General features: G+C 73.0%; 23 protein-coding genes. 13 read left to right on the top strand and 10 right to left on the bottom strand.

The annotated features are described in order from the left end of the window. Positions 1-12: 12 nt before the first annotated feature. Entirely contained in the window at positions 13-183 is a 171-nt protein-coding gene (locus tag R6Y94_RS19420) for a hypothetical protein (protein ID WP_318397517.1), read from the bottom strand. Positions 184-345: 162 nt separating this feature from the next. Between R6Y94_RS19420 and R6Y94_RS19425 the strand changes: the two genes are divergently transcribed. After that, complete coding sequence (locus R6Y94_RS19425; RefSeq protein WP_318397294.1) at positions 346-1,863, top strand: glycoside hydrolase family 3 protein; 1,518 nt, start codon at positions 346-348, stop codon at positions 1,861-1,863. Positions 1,864-1,952: 89 nt separating this feature from the next. Next, the gene (locus tag R6Y94_RS19430; protein ID WP_318397295.1) at positions 1,953-2,729 is read left to right on the top strand and encodes a DUF6042 family protein; all 777 of its coding nucleotides are present in this window, start codon (positions 1,953-1,955) and stop codon (positions 2,727-2,729) included. 31 nt (positions 2,730-2,760) lie between these two features. On the opposite strand, the gene R6Y94_RS19435 is transcribed toward R6Y94_RS19430, so the two are convergent. The 3 genes from R6Y94_RS19435 to R6Y94_RS19445 form a co-directional block, all read right to left on the bottom strand. Further along, positions 2,761-3,801, bottom strand: coding sequence for a PQQ-dependent sugar dehydrogenase (locus tag R6Y94_RS19435; protein WP_412102820.1), 1,041 nt, complete (start codon positions 3,799-3,801; stop codon positions 2,761-2,763). Between the two features lie 106 nt (positions 3,802-3,907). Beyond that, on the bottom strand, positions 3,908-4,192 hold the full coding sequence (locus R6Y94_RS19440) for a GNAT family N-acetyltransferase (RefSeq protein ID WP_318397297.1): 285 nt from the start codon (positions 4,190-4,192) through the stop codon (positions 3,908-3,910). Beyond that, positions 4,189-5,442, bottom strand: a complete 1,254-nt coding sequence (locus R6Y94_RS19445) for a cysteine desulfurase-like protein (protein WP_318397298.1) — start codon at positions 5,440-5,442, stop codon at positions 4,189-4,191. The genes R6Y94_RS19440 and R6Y94_RS19445 overlap by 4 nt, the downstream gene beginning before the upstream one ends. A 75-nt stretch (positions 5,443-5,517) precedes the next feature. Here R6Y94_RS19445 and R6Y94_RS19450 point away from each other — a divergent pair, with 75 nt between their 5' ends. The 9 genes from R6Y94_RS19450 (at position 5,518) to R6Y94_RS19490 (ending at position 12,198) form a co-directional block, all read left to right on the top strand. Beyond that, a complete protein-coding gene (locus R6Y94_RS19450; protein ID WP_318397299.1) occupies positions 5,518-5,877 on the top strand; it encodes a hypothetical protein in 360 nt (119 codons plus the stop codon). Between the two features lie 115 nt (positions 5,878-5,992). Continuing rightward, positions 5,993-6,814 (top strand): DUF1206 domain-containing protein, encoded by an 822-nt coding sequence (locus R6Y94_RS19455; RefSeq protein ID WP_318397300.1) that lies wholly within the window; start codon positions 5,993-5,995, stop codon positions 6,812-6,814. A 126-nt stretch (positions 6,815-6,940) separates the two neighbouring features. Beyond that, the gene (locus R6Y94_RS19460; RefSeq protein WP_318397301.1) at positions 6,941-8,158 is read left to right on the top strand and encodes a mechanosensitive ion channel family protein; all 1,218 of its coding nucleotides are present in this window, start codon (positions 6,941-6,943) and stop codon (positions 8,156-8,158) included. A gap of 232 nt (positions 8,159-8,390) precedes the next feature. Next, the gene (locus R6Y94_RS19465) at positions 8,391-8,822 is read left to right on the top strand and encodes a phage holin family protein (RefSeq protein ID WP_318397302.1); all 432 of its coding nucleotides are present in this window, start codon (positions 8,391-8,393) and stop codon (positions 8,820-8,822) included. Then, on the top strand, positions 8,819-9,130 hold the full coding sequence (locus R6Y94_RS19470; RefSeq protein WP_318397303.1) for a DUF3618 domain-containing protein: 312 nt from the start codon (positions 8,819-8,821) through the stop codon (positions 9,128-9,130). The genes R6Y94_RS19465 and R6Y94_RS19470 overlap by 4 nt, the downstream gene beginning before the upstream one ends. Continuing rightward, positions 9,127-9,399 carry a DUF4235 domain-containing protein gene (locus R6Y94_RS19475; RefSeq protein ID WP_318397304.1) on the top strand — a complete coding sequence of 91 codons (273 nt, stop codon included), beginning with the start codon at positions 9,127-9,129 and terminating at the stop codon, positions 9,397-9,399. Before R6Y94_RS19470 ends, R6Y94_RS19475 begins: the two co-directional genes overlap by 4 nt. 72 nt (positions 9,400-9,471) lie before the next feature. After that, positions 9,472-10,170: an LppX_LprAFG lipoprotein gene (locus tag R6Y94_RS19480; RefSeq protein ID WP_318397305.1), complete on the top strand. Its 699-nt coding sequence runs from the start codon at positions 9,472-9,474 to the stop codon at positions 10,168-10,170. Beyond that, a complete protein-coding gene (locus R6Y94_RS19485) occupies positions 10,160-11,743 on the top strand; it encodes an MFS transporter (protein WP_318397306.1) in 1,584 nt (527 codons plus the stop codon). The genes R6Y94_RS19480 and R6Y94_RS19485 overlap by 11 nt, the downstream gene beginning before the upstream one ends. Positions 11,744-11,994: 251 nt before the next feature. Next, the gene (locus tag R6Y94_RS19490) at positions 11,995-12,198 is read left to right on the top strand and encodes a cold-shock protein (protein WP_011905669.1); all 204 of its coding nucleotides are present in this window, start codon (positions 11,995-11,997) and stop codon (positions 12,196-12,198) included. Positions 12,199-12,317: 119 nt separating this feature from the next. Here the strand turns inward: R6Y94_RS19490 and R6Y94_RS19495 are convergent, their stop codons facing one another. Then, the gene (locus R6Y94_RS19495) at positions 12,318-12,521 is read right to left on the bottom strand and encodes a hypothetical protein (protein ID WP_318397307.1); all 204 of its coding nucleotides are present in this window, start codon (positions 12,519-12,521) and stop codon (positions 12,318-12,320) included. A 203-nt stretch (positions 12,522-12,724) separates the two neighbouring features. Continuing rightward, positions 12,725-13,708, bottom strand: a complete 984-nt coding sequence (locus R6Y94_RS19500) for an aldo/keto reductase (protein WP_318397308.1) — start codon at positions 13,706-13,708, stop codon at positions 12,725-12,727. A gap of 95 nt (positions 13,709-13,803) precedes the next feature. Between R6Y94_RS19500 and R6Y94_RS19505 the strand changes: the two genes are divergently transcribed. Together R6Y94_RS19505 and R6Y94_RS19510 are read left to right on the top strand one after the other, a co-directional pair. Further along, positions 13,804-14,625 (top strand): trans-aconitate 2-methyltransferase, encoded by an 822-nt coding sequence (locus R6Y94_RS19505; RefSeq protein ID WP_318397309.1) that lies wholly within the window; start codon positions 13,804-13,806, stop codon positions 14,623-14,625. A gap of 9 nt (positions 14,626-14,634) precedes the next feature. After that, complete coding sequence (locus R6Y94_RS19510) at positions 14,635-15,660, top strand: adenosine deaminase (protein WP_318397310.1); 1,026 nt, start codon at positions 14,635-14,637, stop codon at positions 15,658-15,660. A gap of 522 nt (positions 15,661-16,182) precedes the next feature. Here R6Y94_RS19510 and R6Y94_RS19515 read toward each other — a convergent pair. The 4 genes from R6Y94_RS19515 to R6Y94_RS19530 all read right to left on the bottom strand — a co-directional run bounded on the left by R6Y94_RS19515 (position 16,183) and on the right by R6Y94_RS19530 (position 21,535). Continuing rightward, on the bottom strand, positions 16,183-17,577 hold the full coding sequence (locus R6Y94_RS19515; RefSeq protein ID WP_318397502.1) for a HAMP domain-containing sensor histidine kinase: 1,395 nt from the start codon (positions 17,575-17,577) through the stop codon (positions 16,183-16,185). Between the two features lie 29 nt (positions 17,578-17,606). Continuing rightward, positions 17,607-18,296: a response regulator transcription factor gene (locus tag R6Y94_RS19520; RefSeq protein WP_107262887.1), complete on the bottom strand. Its 690-nt coding sequence runs from the start codon at positions 18,294-18,296 to the stop codon at positions 17,607-17,609. A gap of 79 nt (positions 18,297-18,375) precedes the next feature. After that, positions 18,376-20,217, bottom strand: coding sequence for a glycoside hydrolase family 3 protein (locus R6Y94_RS19525; protein ID WP_318397311.1), 1,842 nt, complete (start codon positions 20,215-20,217; stop codon positions 18,376-18,378). Between the two features lie 184 nt (positions 20,218-20,401). After that, complete coding sequence (locus tag R6Y94_RS19530) at positions 20,402-21,535, bottom strand: class I SAM-dependent methyltransferase (RefSeq protein WP_318397312.1); 1,134 nt, start codon at positions 21,533-21,535, stop codon at positions 20,402-20,404. Between the last annotated feature and the right edge of the window lie 12 nt (positions 21,536-21,547).

Genomic DNA, 21,547 nt, shown 5'->3' on the forward strand with positions numbered 1-21,547 from the left:
GACCCCCGACCGCTAGCGGCGACCGAACATCGACCGGAGGGCGGCGACCAGCAGCACGGTGCCGAGGATGGCGCCGACGATCCGGACGCCCGGAATGTCGAACCAGCTCGTCTCCTCGGCGGCGAGCAGGCGGTGCGGCAGTTCGGCGAGGCGCGACGCGCTCTCCGGGATGCTGGAGTGCATTCCAGCACTGTCGCACGTCATCGGCGGCCATGCCGCACGTCCGGGCCTGTTCCGGCTAATAGGAAGGTTTATTGACTATTTGCTGAGGTGGTGTGACCATGGCAGCACCCGCCGCTACCAGGGCGGCGGCTGTCCACTGTAGATTCGGGGGGAACCGGCGGGATGAGCGGAACGACGGACAACCTGTCCAGCCTGGCGGCGGCGGTACTCCAGCCCGGGTTCGTCGGCACCACCCGACCGCCGGACTGGGTGCGCCGATGGCTCGGTGAAGGGCTCGGCGGGGTGGTGCTGTTCGCCCGTAACGTGGTCGACGCCGCGCAGGTCACCGCGCTGACCGACGCGATGCGGGCGGAACGGCCGGACGTGCTGGTGGCGATCGACGAGGAGGCCGGCGACGTCACCCGGCTGGAGTCCCGGCTCGGCAGCTCCCGGCCGGGCAACCTGGCGCTCGGCGCGGTCGACGACCCCGAGCTGACCGAGGCGGTGGCCCGGGACCTCGGTGCCGAGTTGGCCGCGGCCGGCATCGCCCTGAACTACGCCCCGGACGCGGATGTGAACGCCAATCCGGACAACCCGGTGATCGGCGTACGCGCCTTCGGCGCCGACCCGGGGCTGGTCGCCCGGCACACCGCCGCCTGGGTACGCGGTCTCCAGTCGGCCGGGGTCGCCGCCTGCGCCAAGCACTTCCCCGGGCACGGGGACACCAGCGTCGACTCGCATCTCGACGTACCCCGGATCGCGGTCTCCCGGGCGCGGCTCGACGCCTGCGAGCTGCCGCCGTTCCGGGCCGCGATCGACGCCGGGGTGCAGGCGGTGATGACCGGCCACCTGCTGGTCCCGGCGGTCGACGAGGAGTGGCCGGCGACGCTGAGTCGGCGGGTGCTGACCGACCTGCTCCGCGAGGAGTTGGGCTTCCAGGGTGTGGTGGTGACCGACGGCATCGAGATGCGCGCGGTCGCCGACCGGTACGGCTTCGCCGGGGCGACCGTCCGGGCCCTGGTCGCCGGGGCCGACGCGATCTGTGTCGGCGGCGAGCACGCCGACGAGGCGGACGCCCTGCGGCTGCGGGACGCGATCGTCGACGCGGTGCTCGCCGGGGTGTTGCCGGAGGAGCGCCTGGTCGAGGCGGCCAAGCGGGTCGGCCTGCTGGCCGCGTGGAGCGGTGCCGCCCGGGCCCAACGCGCCGAGTGGACGCCCGCCGGCCCGGACGGCTCCCCGCTGGGCCTGGCCGCCGCACGCCGGGCGGTCCGGCTGACCGACGGTGCCGGCCCGGCCGTACTGCCGCTCACCGGCCCGGCCCACGTGCTGGAGTTCGAGCCGCCTCGCAACATCGCGATCGGCGCCGAGACGCCGTGGGGCGTGGGTGCCCCGCTGGCCGCCCTGCTGCCCGGCACCACGACCGTACGGCTGGCCGCCGACGACCTGGCCGCCGACCATGTCCCGCCGGCCGGGGCGCTCGCCGGCGCAGCCGGCCGAGCACTGGTGTTGGTGGTCCGTGACCTGCACCGGCACGACTGGATGGCAGGCGCGGTACGCCGGCTCCTGGCCGACCGCCCGGACGCCGTGGTGGTGGAACTCGGGGTACCATCGATCGTCACCGGGCGGGTGCACCTGGCCACCTACGGCGCCACCCGGGCCGCAGGCCGGGCCGCCGCCGAGGTGCTCGCCGGACAGTCCTGATCGGACCATCGGGACGACACCCGATCCGTACCGTGGCTGTCACCAAGGGTGCCCCCACGTTCACGGCGAGTCGCGGTATCGTTCGTCCGGTGACCCCTCGCTGGCAGCGGGCCGCCCTTACTCCGTCCTGGATCAGGTGGCTTCCCTGCGCCTTCGTCTACCTCACCGTCGTACCCGGGGATTCCCGGTTCCGCCGGTCGGCCTGGTCGACGATCGTCCCCTGGGAGAGCTCGGCGTGGTGTGATCCCGGCAGCGTCGACGAGTGGGTGGACCGGGCCCGGCGGCGCCGTGCCGGCCGGGACGCCGAGGACGCCGAGCTGAACGCCCGGCAGCACTACGCCTGGATGGTCCGGATCCGCGCCACCCGGATCGAGCTGTTCGCCGAGATGTGCCGGCGGCGCGACGTGCCGGTTCCGCACACCGTCGGCGAGCTGCTGCTCTGCCTGGCGGCGTTCGGCCTCTTCGAGCTGACCGAGGCCGACGGCGACGATCCGTGGGTCACGCCCCGGCTGGATTGCGATCCGCTGGACGTGCTGCCGCTCTCCGAGGCGGAGCGGGAGTTGGAGACCCGGGCACAGCGGGACGACCAGGCCGTGCTGGTGGCCATCGCGATCCGCCGGCTGGCTGCGCGTACCCGGCGGCGATGGCGGCGCCGCGTCGTCAGCACCAGCCTGACCAGCCTGGCCGGCGCGGCGGGCGTCACCGAGGAGCAGGCCCGGCGCTCGCTCGCCGATCTCGGTCAGATCGCCGAGCTGGGGGTCGACGCCGACCGTGGTGGCGACTGGCTGCGGCTCAGCGTGCCCTGGCCCGACTTCCGGCTCCGCTTCCCGTTCACCGAACTACCCGCGCCGGAACACGCGATCTAGACCCGTCAGCAGCCCGGGTCGGTCGGGCCGGTCAGGGGACCAGCCGGAGGATGCGGTCGTCGTCGTCCGCCGGCGAGCCGCGGCCGTCGCGGTTCGAGGTGAGTACCCACAGCGACCCGTCCGGCGCCGGGGCGACGTGCCGGAGTCGGCCGTACTCGCCGGTCAGCAGCGCCTCGGCGCCCTGCCCGTCGGTACCGATCCGATAGAGCCGTTGCCCACGCAGGCAGGCCAGCCAGACCCGGTCGCCGACCACCGCCAGCCCGCTCGGGGACGCCTCGGCGGTACCCCAGGTGGCGACCGGGGTGACGAACCGGGAGTCGTCGGAGTCGCCCTCCACCTCCGGCCAGCCGTAGTTGCCGCCCGGCGTGATCCGGTTGAGTTCGTCGTAGTGGTTCTGGCCGAACTCGGCCGCGTACATCGTCCCGTCGGCGTGCCAGCCGAGCCCCTGCACGTTCCGGTGGCCGTAGCTGTAGACCAGGGTGTCGCCGAACGGGTTGCCCGGAGCGGGCCGGCCGTCCGGGGTCATCCGCAGGATCTTGCCCGCCAGGCTGTTCCGGTCCTGTGCGGCGTCGCGGTCCCCGGCGTCCCCGGTGCCGACATAGAGCATGCCGTCCGGCCCGAAGGCGATCCGTCCGCCGTTGTGCGTACGCGAGCCGCGCGGAATGCCGCTCAGCACGATCTCCCTAGCCGGCTCGCCGAGGCGCAGCCGGGCGACCCGGTTGTCGTCGGCGGCGGTGTAGTAGACGTACACCCAGCGGTCGGCGGCGTAGTCCGGGGAGACGGCGAGGCCGAGCAGGCCGCCCTCGCCGGCCGGTGCGGCCTCCTCGATCCGGGCCACCTCCCGGGCCGTACCGCCGGAGACCTGGAGGACCCGCTTGCTGTCCCGCTCGGTCACCAGGGCCGAGCCGTCGGGGAGGAAGGCCAGTCCCCAGGGCGCCTCAAGGTTCGCCACCACGGTCTGCACGGTGCCGGCCCGGGCCCGGGGCGCGTCCGAGACCGACGGGTCGGCGAACCAGCCCCGCCACACTCCGACTCCGACTCCGGCGGCGGCCAACGCCACCACCACGACCACCACGGTGATCCACCGACCCGCCCGGCCCGTCGTGCGCACTTCCGGCTCCGCCACGGGTACGACCGTAGCCCGTCGCCGGGACCCGACCGCCGTACCCCCGGGCGGCTCAGCCGTCGGCGACCACCGATGCGTACTCGGGATGCCGCTCCAGGAAGGTGAGCAGGAACGGGCAGGTGACCCGGACCCGCTCGCCCCGGTCGCGGAGCTGGTCGAGGGTGCCCCGGGCCAGCGCGCTGCCGACACCCTTGCCCTCGAACCGCTGGTCGACCTCGGTGTGCACCAGCACCATCGTCCCGGACTCGACCTGGTAGCCGATGAAGCCGGCCAGGGCGTCGTCGACCAGGATCTCGAAACGGCGGCGGGCGGGATTTTCTTCGACGAGGAAGCTCACCGGAGCAATTCTCCACCCACCAGCCCGGTGGTGTCGGTGACCCCGCCCACCGCCAGCCGGTCGAGTTCGGCGAGCAGTCGGTCGACGTCCTCGGCGGTGTTGTAGTGGTAGAGGCTGGCCCGGACCGCCCCGCCACTGTCCCGCAGGCCCAGCGCCGAGAAGTACTCGTACGCGTAGTAGTCGCCGGCCGAGACGCAGACACCGCGCTCGCCGAGCGCGGCGGCGGTCTGCCCCGGGCTCTGGCCGGCGAGCCGGAACGAGACGGTCGGGCAGCGGTGCCGGGGCGAGCCGTAGACGGTCACCCCGGGCAGCCCGGCCAGCCCCCGGTGCAGCCGGTCGAAGAGCTGCTCCTCGTGCGCCAGCGCGGCGGCCAGCCCGGCCCGTACCCGCTCCCGCCGGTCGCCGGTGGCGTCCGGGTCCAGCCCGGCGAGATGGTCGACGGCGGCCCGGATCCCGGCCAGCAGCGGAAAGCTCGGCGTGCCGAGTTCGAACCGCTCCGGCGCCCGGTCGGGGGAGGGCAGCAGCTTGGCCGGGCGCAGTTCCGCCCAGCGGGCCGGGTCGGCGACGACGGCGGCCACGTGCGGGCCGGACCACTTGTACGCGCTGGTCACGTAGAAGTCGGCGCCGAGCGCGGCGACGTCGGTGGGCCCGTGCGGGGTGGCGTGCACCCCGTCGACGTAGACCAGCGCACCGGCCGCGTGCGCGGTCGCGGCGATCCCGGCCACGTCCGGCACGGTGCCGATCGCGTTGCTGCCGGCGGTGAGCGCCACCACCCGGGTACCCGGGCCGACCAGGTCGGCGTACTGCCCGGCCGGGAGTTCGCCGGTCTCCGGGTCGAACTCGGCCCACCGGACGACCGCGCCGGTCGCCTCGGCAACCTGCACCCAGGGCCGCACGTTGGAGTCGTGGTCGAGTCGGGAGACCACCACCTCGTCGCCGGGGCGCCACGCCTGACTGAGCGTCCGGGCCACGTGATAGGTCAGTGCGGTCGCGCTCGGCCCGAACACCACCCCGTCCGGGGCGCCCCCGACCAGATCGGCGACCGCCGCTCGGGCCGCCGCCACCAACTCGCCGGAGCGCTGCCCGGGCACGTGGGCGCTGCTCAGGTTGGCCACCGCGGTCCGCATGGTGCCGGCCACCGCGTCGGCGACCGGGGCGGCCACCTGGGTGCCGGCAGCCCCGTCGAAGTGCGCGAATCCCTCGGCGAGGGCGGGGTAGGCGGCCCGGACCCGGGCGATCTCGAACGGCATGGCAGGCACGATATCGGCCGGTGCCGGAAACTCGGCCGGGCCGTTGCCTGGATCACTCCAGGTATCCTTGGTGGGGTGACGAACCCCCCGTACCGCCAAAAGACCACCGTCCGTCGTGCCGCCGGTCTCCTTGCCGGCCTGGCCCTCGGTGTGGCCGTCCTGGCCGGCTGTAGTTCCGAGGGCGCCACCACAGACTGCGGGCTGGACGCCTGCACCGTCACCTTCAAGCAGGGGGTCAATGCCCAGACCAGCATCCTCGGGGTCGAGGCCAAACTGATCGGCGTCGACGGCGACAAGGTGACCCTCGAGGTTGCCGGCGAGCAGTTGTCGTTGACCGTCGGCCAGCAGGCCACCGAGGTCGGCGGCCTGTACGCCACCGTGCAGAGCGCCGACCAGGAGCAGGTGGTGGTGCGGATCGGCCGCAACGCCGGCTGACGCGTGACCCGGGGCGGCGGTGGCGGTCTTTCCGCCGCCGCCGGCCACCGCGCCGGAGGGTCGCCTCCGGCGCCCTGACGTTTGGAAATCGTCCCGACCGGTCATTGACACGCCCATGTCAGCGACTTCTACCGCCGGAGCGAGCGCGGCCCGCGCCGCCAACAGCAAGCCCCTGGAGATCCTCGCCCGGGCCGGCTTCGTCGGTTACGGGCTCGTTCACCTGCTCTTCGCCTGGCTGGCATTGCAGATCGCCTTCGGTCGGCCGGCCGACGACGGCGACCAGTCCGGCGCACTGCGTACCCTGGCCGCGCAGCCGCTCGGCGGTTTCCTGGTCGGTGCGATCGGTGTCGGCCTGCTCGCGATGGCGATCTGGCAGGCCTTCGAGGCAGCGATCGGGCACCTGGAATTCCGGGGCCGCGAGCGGGTCGTCGAGCGGCTGACCTCGGTCGGCCGGACCCTCGTCTACCTCTACTTCGCCTGGACGGCCTACCAGGTCGTGCAGCAGGCGAACTCGTCCAGTGCGGACAAGCAGCAGGCGCTGACCGAGAAACTGATGGCCTCGTCGGGCGGTCAACTGCTGGTCGGGCTGATCGGGCTCGGCCTGGCGGCGCTTGGCGTCGGGCTGATCTGGTACGGCGCGGTCAAGAAGTTCGAGCGGCACCTGAAGACCGGTGAGATGAGCCCGCAGACCCGCAAGCTCGCCCGCCGGCTGGGCGTCGCCGGCTACGTCGCCAAGGGCATCGCGTACGGCATCGCCGGGCTGCTCGTGGTGACGGCCGCGGTGAACTACGACCCGGACCAGGCCCGGGGCCTGGACGCCGCCCTGCACACGCTGCGGGAGCAGGCGTACGGGTCGATCCTGCTTACGCTGGTGGCGCTCGGCATCGCCGCGTTCGCCGTGTTCTGCCTGGTGCAGGCGAGGTACCGCAAGGTCTGACCTGGATTCATAGGACTCTCTGGGGCATCCTACATATTCGGCCCCGCGCGTTCGTGGCCCCGCCGGGTGCGGCTCGGGAGACATCCCGCAGCGGCACCCGGCTTCGGCGTGGAAGGAAGAACATTGGTGGACAGCTATCTGTGGACGGTCATCGCCACAGTGGGTGCGGCGCTGCTCGCGCTCGCCGCGGTGGAGGTGGTGCACCGGACCGTACGCCGACTTGGCCGACGGTCCGTGTTGCTCAGCGAGCTGTCCGAGCACTCGCACCGGCCCTTCCAGGTGGCCGCGACCGTGCTGGCGATCCAGTTCGGCGTGCGGTTCAGCACCGGCTACGGCATCGGTACGCCGTGGCGGCAGACCCTGCTGCACCTGCTCGTCCTGGCGGTCATCGGCACCACCGCCTGGCTGGTCGCCTCGCTGCTGCTGGTCAGCGAGGACACCGCACTCGCCCGGTTCCGGGTCGACGTGCCGGACAACCGGCAGGCCCGGCGGATCAAGACCCAGATCGTCATGCTGCGCCGGGTCACCATCGCGGTCATCGTGGTGCTGGCCGCCGGGGTGATGCTGATGACCTTCCCGAGCGTGCGCGGGGTCGGCGCCAGCGTGCTCGCCTCGGCCGGCGTGATCGGGGTGGTCGCCGCGCTGGCCGCGCAGAGCGTGCTCGGCAACGTCTTCGCCGGGCTGCAACTGGCGTTCAGCGACGCGGTCCGGCTGGACGACGTGGTGGTGGTCGAGGGGGAGTGGGGCCGGATCGAGGAGCTGACCCTGAGCTACGTGGTGGTGCAGATCTGGGACGACCGGCGGCTGATCCTGCCGACGTCGTACCTCACCTCCAAGCCGTTCCAGAACTGGACCCGCACCCAGGCCGCCGTGCTGGGCACCGCAGAGTTCGAGGTGGACTGGTCGGTGCCGGTGCAGGCGATGCGGGAAGAACTGCGCCGGCTGGTGGAGGGGACCGAGCTCTGGGACGGGCGTACCTGCGTACTCCAGGTCACCGACGCGGTCGGCGGGATGGTCCGGCTGCGCGCCCTGGTCAGCGCCGCCGACGCGCCGAGGCTCTGGGACCTGCGTTGCCTGGTCCGGGAGCACCTGGTCGGCTGGCTGCGGGACCAGCGGCCGACCGCGCTGCCCCGGCTGCGCACAGAGGTCGGCGACGCCTCCGGCCGGCTGCCCTGGCAGTGGGTCGAGCCGAGCGGGCCGGTACCCGGTGCCGCCGTCGACGGCCGGCCGACCGAGCACGAGCCGCCGGACGACGCCCGGCTCTTCGGCGGTACCGACGACGGCGAGGCCCGGAGCAGTGCCTTCGTCGGCCCCGACGAGCCGGCCGAGGCGCCGCCCCGCTGAGCGCCGCGAGCCGGGCCGCTGACCTGCCGGATCGGCCGCCATCGGGGCGCTCGGTGGCGGACACTAACCACAGCGGGGGCGGGACGCGTCTCCGCCTCCGCCGCACCGGCCAGCCGTCCGCCCGGCCCGGGACGGGCACGACGAACGGACACCGGGCACGAACGGACCGTCGGCAGGATTGAACCACCGGCGACCGGGGCATACAGCCCAGGAACCTGGATAGGAGGACAGCATGGCCGATGTCGTACGCGACTCCGCTCGACCGGTCGCGGAGCAGTCCACCGCGGAGCTGGTGCAGCGCGCCACCGAGCAGGTGTCGCGGCTGGTACGCGACGAGCTGGCGCTGGCCCGGATCGAGCTGGCCGAGAAGGGCAAGCACGCCGGTATCGGGGTGGGCCTCTTCGGCGGCGGCGGCGCGCTGGCGCTCTGCGGACTCGGCGTCCTGGTGGCCGCCGCGGTGCTGGGACTGGCAGTGGTGATCCCAGCCTGGGCCGCCGCGCTGGTGGTGGCCGGGACGCTGTTCATCCTGGCCGGGATCTTCGCGATGGTCGGCCGGGGGCAGGTACGCCGGGCGGTGCCGCCGATGCCGAAGGCGACGGCGGACAGCCTGCGCGCGGACGTGCGTACGGTGGCCTCGGCGGTCCGGGACAGGGGACAGGGATGACCCGCAGCAACGGCTTCGGCAACCCGGAGGCGCTCCGGGCGGAGATCCGGCAGACCCGGGCCGAGTTGGGCGAGACGGTGCAGGCCCTGGCGGCCAAGGCGGACGTGAAGGCCCGGATCAAGGGCTCGGCGGCGCAGACCCGGGACCGGGTGAAGCAGCGTGCCGGGCAGACCACCGCGAACGTCCGGTCCTCCGTGCACGACGCCGGTTCGGTAGCGTTGCGCCATCCGGTGTCCTGGGCCGTGTTCGCGGCCGGGGCGTTGGCGCTGGCGGTCGTGGTGCTGATGGCACGAGGGAGACGTGGGTGAGCAGGACAGTCAGCAAGGTGGCCTACCGGCCGGTGGGCATACTTCTGGGCATGGCCGCCGGGGTGGCCGCTGGCGCGGTCTTCCGGCAGGTCTGGAAGTTGACCGCCGGTGACGGCGAGGCGCCGGACGCGATCGACGAGGACCGGGGCTGGGGCGAGATCCTGGCCGCCGCCGCGTTGCAGGGGGCCATCTTCGCGGTCGTCCGGGCCGCCGTGGACCGGGGTGGCGCGATCGGAGTACGCCGGCTCACCGGCCGCTGGCCCGACTGAGTCGGCGGACTCCGGAGCCGTCCGGGGCGGATCGCCGTCGACGGCCCACCGGTCGTGAGTACGCTTCGGGTTATGCGTCGATCCCTCGTGCTCGCCGGTGCGCTGAGCCTGCTGCTGGCCGTCTCCGCAGGCTGTACCGACCGGGGCGCCGATGACCCGGCCGGGGGCGCGGAGAACTCCGCGCCCCTGCCCGAGGCGGCCGAACTCCTCTCCAGCGCGGCGACCGAGCTGGGCACGGTGCAGACCGCCCGGTTCGCGATCGTTACCGAGGGCGCCGCCGAGAGTCTCGGCATCAGCGCGGCCGAGGGCGTGATCACCGCGGCCGGCGAGGCACAGGGCACCGCCAAGATCGAGCAGGGCGGGTTGCCGCTGGAGCTGTCCTTCGTGGTCAAGGACGAGACCCTGCACGTCAACGGGCTGACCGGCGGCTGGCAGCGGCTGCCGCTGGCGACCGCTGCGGCGATCTACGACCCGACCGCGATCCTCTCCCCGGACCGTGGCGTCGCCAACCTGGTCGGCAGGGCCACCGGCACCACCGAGGGCCGGGAGAAGGTCGACGGGGTCGACACGTACCGGATCGAGGGGACGCTCCCCGGCTCGGCGCTCGGCAACCTGGTGCCGGGCGTCAGCACGGACGTCACCGGCACGCTCTGGATCGGTGCCGACCGGCGGCTGCTGCACCGGGCCCGGTTCCCGGTGCCCGGCCAGACCGGGACCGTGACGGTGACCCTCTCGGAGTACGACGCTCCGGTCACCATCCGTGTCCCCTGATCCCGTGGCGCGGGCCGGTCGCCGGCTCGCGATCGGGGTGGGCGGCACGGCGGTGCTGCTCGCCGCGCTCGACGCGTACGTCGTGGTGACCCTGCTGGTCGAGATCCTCGGTGACCTGCGGGTCCCGGTCAACCGGCTGGAACGGGCCACTCCGGTGGTCACCGGCTACCTGCTCGGCTACGTCGCCGGGATGCCGCTGCTCGCCCGGCTCTCCGACCGGTACGGCCGGCGCGTGGTCATCGAATGCTGCCTGGCCGGCTTCGCCGCCGGTTCGGTGCTGGCCGCCCTCGCCGACAGCCTGCCGCTGCTGGTCGCCGGGCGAGGGCTACAGGGTCTGGCCGGTGGCGCCCTGCTGCCGGTGACGATGGCGCTGGTCTCCGACCTCGGCTCGGCCCGGCGCCGGGCACTGTCCCTGGGGCTGGTCGGCGCGGCCCAGGAGTTGGGCAGCGTGCTCGGTCCGCTCTACGGTGCCGGGCTCGCCGCGCTGGTCGGCTGGCGCGGTGTCTTCTGGGTGAACCTGCCGCTCGCGGTGCTGGCGATCGCGGTGGTCCGGCTGACGCTGCCGGGCCGGGATGTCCGGTCGGACGCGGCCCGGCAGCGGGTCGACGTCGTCGGCGGGCTGCTGCTGGCGGTGGCGCTCGGGCTGCTGGTGGTCGGCCTCTACAACCCCGATCCGGCGCGTTCGCTGCTGCCGCCGTGGGGTCCGGTCACCGTCGGGGCCGGGGTGGTGGTGCTCGGCGCGTTCCTGCTCTGGCAGGCCCGGGCCCGGACCCGGCTGCTGGATCCGGCCGGGGTACGGATGCGGCCCTTCCTGGTCGCCCTCGGGGTGAGCGCACTGGCCGGTGCCGCGTTGCTGGTGACCCTGGTCGACGTGCAACTCTTCGCGCAGACCGTACTCGGGCGTGACGCGGTGCAGGGGGCGCTGCTGCTGACCCGGTTCCTGGTGGCGCTGCCGGTCGGCGCGGTGCTCGGCGGCCTGCTCGCCCGGCGCCTCGGCGACCGTGTCGTCACCGTCGGCGGCCTGTCGCTGGCCGTACTCGGCTACCTGCTGATCGCCGGCTGGCCAGTGGACCCGCTGGCGGCCCGGTACCCGATCGGGCCGGTCGGGCTGCCCCGGCTCGACACCGACCTGGTACTGACCGGTTTCGGTCTCGGACTGGTCATCGCGCCCCTGAGTTCCGCCGTACTCCGTGCGGTGCCGGCGGCACAGCACGGCGTCGCCTCCGCCGCGCTGGTGGTGGCCCGGATGGTGGGCATGCTGCTCGGGGTCGCCGGCGTCACCGCATGGGGGCTGCACCGGTTCCAGCAACTCACCGCCGACCTGGTGACCCCGTTGCCGTTCGGTGTGGACCGTGCCGTCTACCAGCAGCGGGTCGCCGACTACACGGCCGCGGTACGTGACGCGCTTCGGGTCGAGTACGCCGAGATGTTCACCGGTGCGGCGCTGTTCTGCCTGCTCGGCGCCGTCTTGGCGGTTGCCCTGGGCGGTCGGGACGGTGCTGTCGAACCGTCGGCGACGGTGCGTGAGGAGGCCGGGGAGAGTTCCCGGGCTGATCCGGTTTCGTCCGGTTAGCGGAGCTGTCGCCGGCCCGTACCGTCGATGCCTTCGGGCCGCTGGACGCGTTCTCAGGTCACATGTCGGAGAATTTCGTCGGGTAGGCTATGCGAAGTTTTTGCGTACGTGGTTTGCTGTTCCACGCTGTTGAGAGATGGCGTGGTCGAGGGAAGTCCTCCTTCGTGGGGGCCGACTCAAGGCGCCGCTGCTCGAAAACGGCCAACCGGCCGCACGGCGTGCTCGGCCGCCAGTTTTAGAAGGAGATACACATGGCGCAGGGAACCGTGAAGTGGTTCAACGCAGACAAGGGCTTCGGCTTCATCACCGTCGACGGCGGGGGTGCTGACGTGTTCGTCCACTTCTCGGCCATCCAGACCAGCGGCTACCGCACGCTGGAGGAGAACCAGCGGGTGGAGTTCGAGATCGCTCAGGGCCAGAAGGGGCCGCAGGCGGAGCAGGTTCGCCCCCTCTGATTCCGTGACGGCCGGCCCCCGCCGGCCCGAGTTTCGATTGCTTTGGGATCCACGTCGAGCCCCGCGCCCCGCGGGGCTCGACGCGTATCCGGTGCGACCCGGCGGCACCGGTCCGCCGGTCAGGAGGGCCTGCCCCGGCCACGGGCGCGCAGGCCCAGCACCACCAGCACCAGCCCGGCGACCACCACCGCCGGCCCGATCACGGCCCAGAGCGGTTCGCCGGTCATCACACTGCCGCCGAGTCGGCCCAGCCCCTGCAGCGTCCACACGGCGCCGACGACGACGGCCAGTAGCCCAAGCGTGAGCGGGAGCCACCCCTTCATCTGTTTCGTTGCTCCTCTCCACGACGACGTCGCGCCTCTGCGCGCCGAACCGGTCGCACCGCCGCCGCGCCGAACCGGTCACGTCTGCTCCGCCGCGAACCGGTTGCATCCGTTCCGCGACCAACCCGTCGCACCCAGCCAACCGCACGGCGGGCCGGAACGCACGTCGCCTCGCGGGACGCCGCACGCTCCGGCCGATCGTGCTACCAGCGGTCGTGCACCTGCGGGCGGACCAGTTCGGCGTAGACCGCGTCCACCGTGGCCGTCGCCTCGGCCGACAGCGGCGCGAGCGCGGCGGCGGCGACGTTCGAGTGGGCCTGTTCGGCGTTGCGGGCGCCGGGGATGACCACCGTGACGCCGCGCTGGTCGAGGATCCAGCGGAGCGCGAACTGTGCCATCGTTGCCCCCGGCGGCACCGCCGGGCGCAGTCGCCGTACGGCCTCCAGCCCGGTCTTGTAGTCAACCCCGGAGAACGTCTCCCCGACGTCGAACGACTCCCCGTGCCGGTTGTAGTTGCGGTGGTCGTCGCTGGGGAACGTGGTCTGCTCGTCGTAGCGGCCGGAGAGCAGGCCGCTGGCGAGCGGCACCCGGGCGATGATGCCGACCCCGGCGGCGAGGGCGGCCGGGAGTACCCGCTCGACCGGCTTGTGCCGCAGCGCGTTGAGGATGATCTGCACGCTGGCCACCCCGGGGCGGGCGATCGCGGCCAGCGCCTCGTCGCAGGTCTCCACGCTGACCCCGTACGCCGCGATGCGTTCCTCCGCGACCAGGGTGTCCAGGGCGTCGTAGACGGCGTCGGCGGAGAAGACCGGTGTGGGCGGGCAGTGCAACTGCACCAGGTCGAGCACGTCGACCCCGAGGTTCGCCCGGGACCGGTCCGTCCAGGCCCGGAAGTTCTCCAGCACGTACGCGTCCGGCGTCTGTGGCACCCGGCGACCCATCTTGGTGGCGACGGTGAGCCCGGCGTCCGGCCGCTCGCGCAGGAACCGGCCGATCAGTTGCTCGCTGCGCCCGTCGCCGTAGACGTCGGCGGTGTCCAGAAAGGTGACTCCGTCCTCGACGGCGGCGGTCAGCACCGCCAGGGCCGCGGACTCGCTGACCTGGCCCCAGTCGGCGCCGAGCTGCCAGGCGCCGAGCCCGACCACGCCGACCTCGCGGTTCAACCGCGGGAATCTCCGCTTTTCCACGCCGGCGAGCCTATCCCGCGCCGAATTCGGGCCCACCGGGGCGGCACTGTGCCGGTATGGTAAACAAGACGTACGTACGGTTTTGGAGGAGAGTCATGTGGGACCCGGCCAGCTATCTCCGGTACGGCGACGAACGCTCGCGGCCCTTCCACGACCTGGTCGCCCGGGTCGCCACCGAGCGACCCCGGACAGTGGTCGACCTCGGCTGCGGTCCCGGTCACCTCACCACAACCCTGCCGGCCCGCTGGCCGACCGCCCGGGTCGTCGGGCTCGACTCGTCACCGGAGATGATCGCCGCCGCCACCGGCGCCGACTCGCCGGCCGGGACCGGTCCTGACGGCCGTTCCCGGGTCGAGTTCGCGGTGGCCGACGCCCGGACCTGGTCGCCCGGGCCCGAGGTCGACGTGGTGGTCTCCAACGCCGTCTTGCAGTGGGTGCCCGGGCACGGGGAGTTGCTGCTGCGCTGGGCCCGCGAGCTGACCCCCGGCTGCTGGCTCGCGGTGCAGGTGCCGGGCAACTTCGACGCCGCCTCGCACCGCGCGCTGCGGGAGGTGGCCGAAGCCCCGCGCTGGCGGCACCTGGTCGCCGACCTGCTCCGGGCCGCGCCGGTCTCCGACGCGGCCGGCTACGCCGACCTGCTGACCGGTGCGAACTGCGCCGTCGACGCCTGGGAAACTACCTACGTGCACCTGCTCCCGGCCACCCCCGGCGCCGCCGACCATCCGGTGCTGAGCTGGATGGAGGGGACGGCGCTGCGTCCGGTCCGGGCCGCGCTGGGCGGCGCGGGTACGGCCTGGGACGACTTCCGGGCCGCGCTGAACGAGCGACTGGTCGAGGCGTACCCGGTCCGGCACGGGTTGGTGCAGTTTCCGTTCCACCGCGTCTTCTTCGTCGCCCGTACCGGCGCACGTCAGTAGGGAGTTTCCGTGACCGACCTTTCGACCTTCATCGCCGGACTGCCCAAGGTGGAGCTGCACGTGCACCACGTCGGCTCCGCGCTGCCGCGCATCGTCGCGGAGTTGGCCGCCCGGCACGAGGGCCGGAGTCGGGTACCGGCGGATCCGGAGGCCCTCGCCGCCTACTTCGAGTTCCGCGACTTCGCCCACTTCGTCGAGATCTACCTGAGCGTGGTCGACCTGATCCGGGACCCGGAGGACGTCCGGCTGCTCACCTTCGAGGTGGCCCGGGAACTCGCCCGCCAGCAGGTCCGGTACGCGGAGCTGACGGTCACGCCGTACTCGCACGTGCACCGCGGGATCCCCGCCCCGGCGTTCTGCGAGGCGATCGAGGACGCCCGGCGGGCCGCCGAGACCGAACTCGGTATCTCGCTGCGCTGGTGCTTCGACATTCCCGGCGAGGCCGGGCTGCCGGCGGCCGAGCAGACCCTGCGGATCGCCCTCGACGAGCGACCGGACGGGCTGGTCAGCTTCGGGCTCGGCGGTCCGGAGGTGGGCGTGCCGCGGCCGCAGTTCAAGCCGTACTTCGACCAGGCCCGGGCGGCCGGGCTGCGCTCCGTACCGCACGCCGGCGAGACCACCGGGCCGGGGACCATCTGGGACGCGCTGCGCGAACTGGGCGCGGAGCGGATCGGGCACGGCATCTCGGCGGCCCAGGACCCGGCGCTGCTGGAGCACCTGGCGCAGCGGCAGATCCCGTTGGAGGTCTGCCCGACCTCCAACGTCCGGACCCGGGCGGTCGGCGCGATCGAGGAGCACCCGCTGCCCCGGCTGGTCGAGGCCGGCCTGCTGGTCACGGTCAACTCCGACGATCCGCCGATGTTCGGCACCACCCTCAACGACGAGTACGCCGTCGCCGCCCGGCTGCTCGACCTCGACGCCGCCGGGCTGGCCGGGCTGGCCCGCAACGCCGTCACCGCCTCGTTCCTGGCGGCGCCGGAGCGGGACAAGCTGATCGCCGAGATCGACGCCTACCTGGCCGCACACCGGTCCTGACCCGGATGGCCGGTCGGCGGAGACAGGCTGACCCGGCGCGGGGTGCTGCGGGCGGCCGCGCCGGGTCAGCGATCATGGGGCCGCGATCGACCGGTACGTCCCGCGCGCATCGCGGCGGTACGCCGGCCCGACCTCAGCCGTTCTTATCGGCGCGCGGCGGAAACCAGGTGTGGGGGACCGTGCTTCCGCCGCGCGCCAGGCTCCACGGGCCGGGGTTGGGGCAAACATCTGTGGGTAGTGGCCCGGTGGAGCGGGATGGGATCGCGTTTGATGTTGCCACCGCCGCAGGGCACGCGGACGGGCGTTAATCCAGACCTAAGGAAGACTTGCGCGGAACCAGAAACTCGTTACGGCACGCCAGATCCGGCCGGAAGTGCGGGGCTGGAAGTGTGGGGACGCCGGATCCGGCCGGGAGTGCGGGGCCGGAAGTGCGGGGACGCCGGATCCGGCCGAAAGTGCGGCGTCCCGGCCGAGTAGCGGCTCAGCTCGGTGGGGTGCCGGTCGGCGCCGGGCGGATGCCGGTCAGTCGCCGGAGGAGCGCGGCCGGGACCAGCGGCGGCGGGTGACCGCGTCCTTCTCCCGGGCCAGCCGGCCGACCAGCCCGAACCGGCTCACCTGCCGGGGCGCGGCGTCCGGGTCGGCCAGCAGCATGACCACGCTCGCCCCGCCGAGCCGGGCTCGGTCGATGCTGACCGAGCCGTTCGCCTGCTGGGCCACCCGGCGGGCGATGTCCAGGCCGAGCCCGGTGGAGCCGCGGTCGCTGGTCCCCCGGCGCAGCGCCCGGTCCGGGTCGGCGATGCCGGGCCCGGCGTCGTCCACCCGGACCGCGATGTAGCCGTCCCGGCGGGTGACCGCGACCTCGAACGCGGTGCCCTGCGGGGTGTACCGGAAGACGTTGCCCAGCACCGCGTCCAGCGCGGCGGCCAACTCCGCCCGGGGCACCGGCACCGGGATCCGGGTGTGTGCGCCGATGACCCGGTGCGACCGGTTCTGGTCGCCGGCCAGCGCCGACCAGAAGACCATCCGGTCCCGGACCACCTCGCTGACGTCACAGCTTCCCGGCGCCGCCTCCTGGGCGACCGTCTTCCGGGTCGTGTTGATCAGTACGTCGATCTCGCCTTCCAGCGTCACGATCGCCTGCCGGATCCGCCGGATCGTCCGGCGGCGGTCCAGCTCGGCCGCGCTGAACGAGCCGACGCTGGTGTCGTCGGAGTCGAGCGCGTCGGCGTCGAGCCGCAGCACGGTCAGCGGGGTACGCAGCCGGTGCGACAGGTCGGCGACGAGTTCCCGTTCGTCGGTGCGGGAGGTGACCAGCCGGTCCGCCATCCGGTTGAAGGCGTACCCGGCCTCGGCCAGTTCGCGGGGCCCGCTCGGCTGGATCCGCACGTCCAGGTCGCCGTCGCCGACGGCCAGCGCCGCCTGCACCAGCCCCCGGGCCGAGGCGACGGCCTTGCCCGCGAGCCGGTCCACCACGATCACCGAGGCGATCACCAGGCCGATCGCCACTAGGATCAGCATCAGCCAGGTGCCGCCGGTACCGGCGCTCAGCGCCGCCTCGGAGACGAAGACCTCGACCACCAGCACCCGGCCGGCGACCGGTACCGGTTCGAGCCGGACCACGCCACCGGAGACCTCGGCGACGACCGGCGTGCCGGTCCGGATCGCCCGGTCGACGTCGCCGGCGGCGGCCCGGGGGTCGCCACCGAGCGACAGGCCGTGCACGACCGGTGCACTGCCGGTGTTGCCGGCGGTCGACTCGACGACTCGGCGCAGCGCCGCCGGATCGGCGGTGACCGCCAGCGCGCCGGTGACCACTGCGCTGCGCCGGGCGGCCTCGCCGAGCGCGTCCTCGCGGGCGTCGCGTTGCAGCGCCGTGCCGAGCGGGATCAGGAAGGCGAGCGCGACGATGGTGGTCATGCCGGCCCCGAGGTAGGCCAGCGCCAACCTCAGTCCGGTACCACCAACCGGAACCCGACCCCCCGCACGGTGCGCAGGTAGCGGGGCTTCGCCGCGGACTCGCCCATTTTGCGGCGGAGCCAATACAGATGTACGTCGATGGTCTGATCCTCGCCGACCGATGGCTGCCGCCATACCTCCTCCAACAGTTCCCGGCGGGACACTACCCGGCCGGGCCGCGCCGCGAGATAGGCCAGCAGGTCGAACTCCTTGCGGGTCAGCGCCAGGGGCACCCCGTCGAGCAGGGCACTCCGTTCGCCGACGTCGATCCGCAGCCCGCCGACGGAGTGTACGGCCGGCTCGACCGTCCGGCTCGCCCGGCCGACCCGGCGGAGCACCGTGGTGATCCGGGCGTCCAGATGGGCACCGGTGAACGGTTTGACCATGTAGTCGTCGGCGCCGGCCCGGAGCAGCCGGACGATCGCCTGCTCGTCGTCCCGGGCGGTGGCGATGATGATCGGTACGTCGGTGATGCCGCGCAGCATCCGCAGCGCGTCGGCGCCGTCCAGGTCCGGCAGCCCGAGGTCGAGTACGACCAGGTCGGGGGTTTCCGCGGCGACCCGGCGCAGCGCATCGAGCGCCGTGCCGACCGCGTGCACCGCGTGCCCGCGGTCGGCCAGGGAGCGCAGCATGGCGCCGCGTACGACATGGTCGTCTTCGACCAGGAGGACGGTGGCCACCTGATGACCGTACTGCCCATGGCAAGTCGGGTGAATCGGTGGTTGGTGCGGCGGTCCGCCCGGATTGCGAACCTCCAGCTCAGGCGTAGCCGAGTCCGTAGCCGTACGGGAAGAGTGGCGTCTTGCCGTCGCCGTCGTTGATCGGCTGCTGGCCGGCGCTGCTCATCCAGCTCACCGGTAGCCTGCCGGTGGCCGGGCGTACCCCGAACAGCACGTCGGCCACCCCTGCGCCCTCGGTGCCGGGCAGCCAGGCGGCGAGCAGGGCGCGCCAGTTCGGCAACTGGGCGGCGATGTCCAGCGGTCGGCCGGAGACCAGCACCACGATCACCGGAACCCCGGAGGCGCGCAGCCGGTCCAGGGTGGCCAGGTCGGTGGCGTCCAGTCCCATCCCGCTCGGCCGGTCCCCGCGCCCCTCCGCGTACGGCGTCTCGCCGACCACCGCGATCGCGGCCCGGTACGAGCTGTCGATGCCGGTGCCGCCGGCGTGGTAGGTGACCGTGCTGGAGGAGGCGACCGCGTTCCGGATCCCCTGCAGGATGGTGGTGCCGGGGGTGATCGCCCCGCTGCCGCCCTGCCAGGAGACGGTCCAGCCGCCGCTGGCGTACCCGATGTTGTCAGCGCTCTTGCCGGCCACGAAGATCCGGTTGTTCGCGGTGGACAGCGGCAGGATGCCGCCGTCGTTCTTCAGCAGCACCTGCGAGGCGGCCACCGCCTCCCGGGCCAGCGCCCGGTGCGTCGCGCTGCCCACGGTCGAGGTGTACGACCGGTCGGCCAGCGGCCGTTCGAAGAGGCCCAGCTCGAACTTCTTCGTCAGGATCCGCCGGTTGGCGTCGTCGATCCGGGCCTGGCTCACCCGGCCGGCCTGCACCTCGGCGCGCAGGTGGCCGATGAACTGCCGCCAGCCGGTCGGGACCATCACCATGTCGATGCCGGCGTTGACCGCCTGGCGTACCTCGGCCGCGGTGAACCCGGTTGCGCCGTCGAGCTGGTCGATGCCGTTCCAGTCGGAGACCACGAAGCCGTCGAAGCCGAGTTCGCCCTTGAGCAGGCCGTTGATCAGGTAGTCGTGTCCGTGCAGCTTCTGCCCGTTCCAACTGCTGTACGAGATCATCACCGAGCCGACGCCCCGGCGGACCGCCTCGGCGAACGGCGGCAGGTGCACGGCCCGCAACTCGGTCTCGGAGAGTTCGGTGTTGCCCTGGTCGGTGCCGTTCGTGGTGCCGCCGTCGCCGAGGTAGTGCTTGGCGGTGGCCAGTACCGATGCCGGGCCGGCCAGCGAGTCGCCCTGGAGACCGTCGATCACGCTGGTCATCGAGCTGACCAGCGCCGGGTCCTCGCCGAACGACTCGTAGCTGCGGCCCCAGCGGTCGTTGCGGGCCACACAGAGGCAGGGGGCGAAGGTCCAGTTCACCCCGGTGCCGGCGACCTCCTCGGCGGTGGCCCGGCCGATCCGCCGGACCAGTTCCGGGTCGCGGGTGGCGCCGAGGCCGATGTTGTGCGGGAAGATCGTCGCGCCGACCACGTTGTTGTGCCCGTGCACGGCGTCGGAGCCGTAGATCATCGGGATGCCCAGCGGGGTGCCGAGGGCGGCGTTGGCGAACCGGTCGTACATGTCGGCCCAGCTCGTGGCATTGTTCGGGGTCGGCGCGGAGCCGCCGCCGGAGAGTACCGAGCCGAGCCGGTAGCTGGTGACGTCGGCCGGGGTGACCGAGGCGCGCTCGGCCTGGGTCATCTGGCCGAGCTTCTCGTCCAGGCTCATCCGGGCGAGCAGGTCGTCGACCCGGGTGGCGACCGGCAGCGCCGGGTCCTGGTAGGGCAGCGCGGCGGCGCCCGCGGCCGGCGGGGCGGGCGCGCCGAGACCGACGCCGACCAGGGTCAGCAGGGCGGCGGTGAGCAGTGCGGCGGTGGGTCGGGTACGCACGGGAGGTCCTTCCGGCGGCAGGTTCCGCACGTCCGGCGCCGCTCCCCGCCGTACGGTGACCGCGGTGATCGATGACCGTCGTTACCGGCTCGTGCCCGACCCTATTCGGGAGCGCTCCCACGGGCATCCGGACTGCGATAACGATCCGATAACGGACCGACGGCCGCCCCCGTCCGGCCCCGGCTCAGCGGGCCGGCGGCAGTTGCAGCACCCAGCGGTACGCCTGGACCATCCCGGTGTCGAAGCCGGCCGCCGAACCCCAGAGGAAGAGCCGGAACCGCCGGTACAGCGGTTCGCCCCAGCGGCGCACGATCTCGTCCCGGGCACCGTCCAGCCGGCGGGCCCACTCCCGGCAGGTCAGGTAGTAGTTGTGCCGGTCGTCGACCAGGTTGAGCAGCTCGAACGGCGAGTGCGCCACGTGCCGCAGATACTGGTGCAACAGCAGCGGGGCCGAGCCACCCGGATAGACGTACCGCTTCATGAAGGTGGAGACGATGTGCTTGCGGCGCATTGCCAGCGCGTCCAGGTAGACCCGACCGCCCGGGCGGAGCAGTTCGGCGTACTTGCGCAGCGTCGTCCGGTAGTCGGGCAGGTGCTCGGTGACCCCCATGTTGACGATCGCGTCGAAGCGCTCGCCGGGGGAGTAGCCGAAGATGTGCTCCCGGACCACCCGCACCGGCAGCCGCTCGCGGTCGAACAGGTCGGTGAGGAAGCGCTCCGACTCCACCGACAGCGTGGTGGTGGTGACCCGTACCCCCTTGCGGGCGGCGTGCTCGCTGAACGCGCCCCAGCCGCCGCCGACCTCCAGCACGTGGTCGCCGGGGCCGACCCCGATCGCCTCCAGCGCCAGGTCCATCTTGCGGGTCATCGCGTCTTCCAGCGGCTCGTCGTCCGAGGCGAAGACCCCCTCGGTGTAGCAGCGGTGCCGGTGGTCGAGGAAGGTCAGGAAGAAGTCGGAGTCCTCGTCGTAGTGGTGCGAGATGGCGCGTCGGTCGTCCTCCCGCCGTCCGCGCAGCAGCGCCGGCACGAACCGGCCGAGGAAGGCGATCGGATGCCGGTCGGTGAAGAACGACCGCATCCGCAGCGCCGCGGCCAGGTCGCCCTCGACGTCCAGCGACCCCTGTAGGTAGGCCACGGCGACGGCGAACTGGTCGAGCGCGGCCAGCGCCTTGGCGCCCCGATCGTCCTTGACCACGATGGTGAACTGCGGTTCGCCGGTGCCGAAGGTCCGCACCGACCCACCGGCCGGTGCCACCGCGAACGGTACGCCCGGCCCGGTGCCGAAGAAGGTCTGGTATCTACGCTGTAGTGCGCTCACGGCGTCCACGGG

It is taken from the genome of Plantactinospora sp. KLBMP9567 (genome assembly GCF_033446045.1).
GTDB lineage: Bacteria > Actinomycetota > Actinomycetes > Mycobacteriales > Micromonosporaceae > Plantactinospora.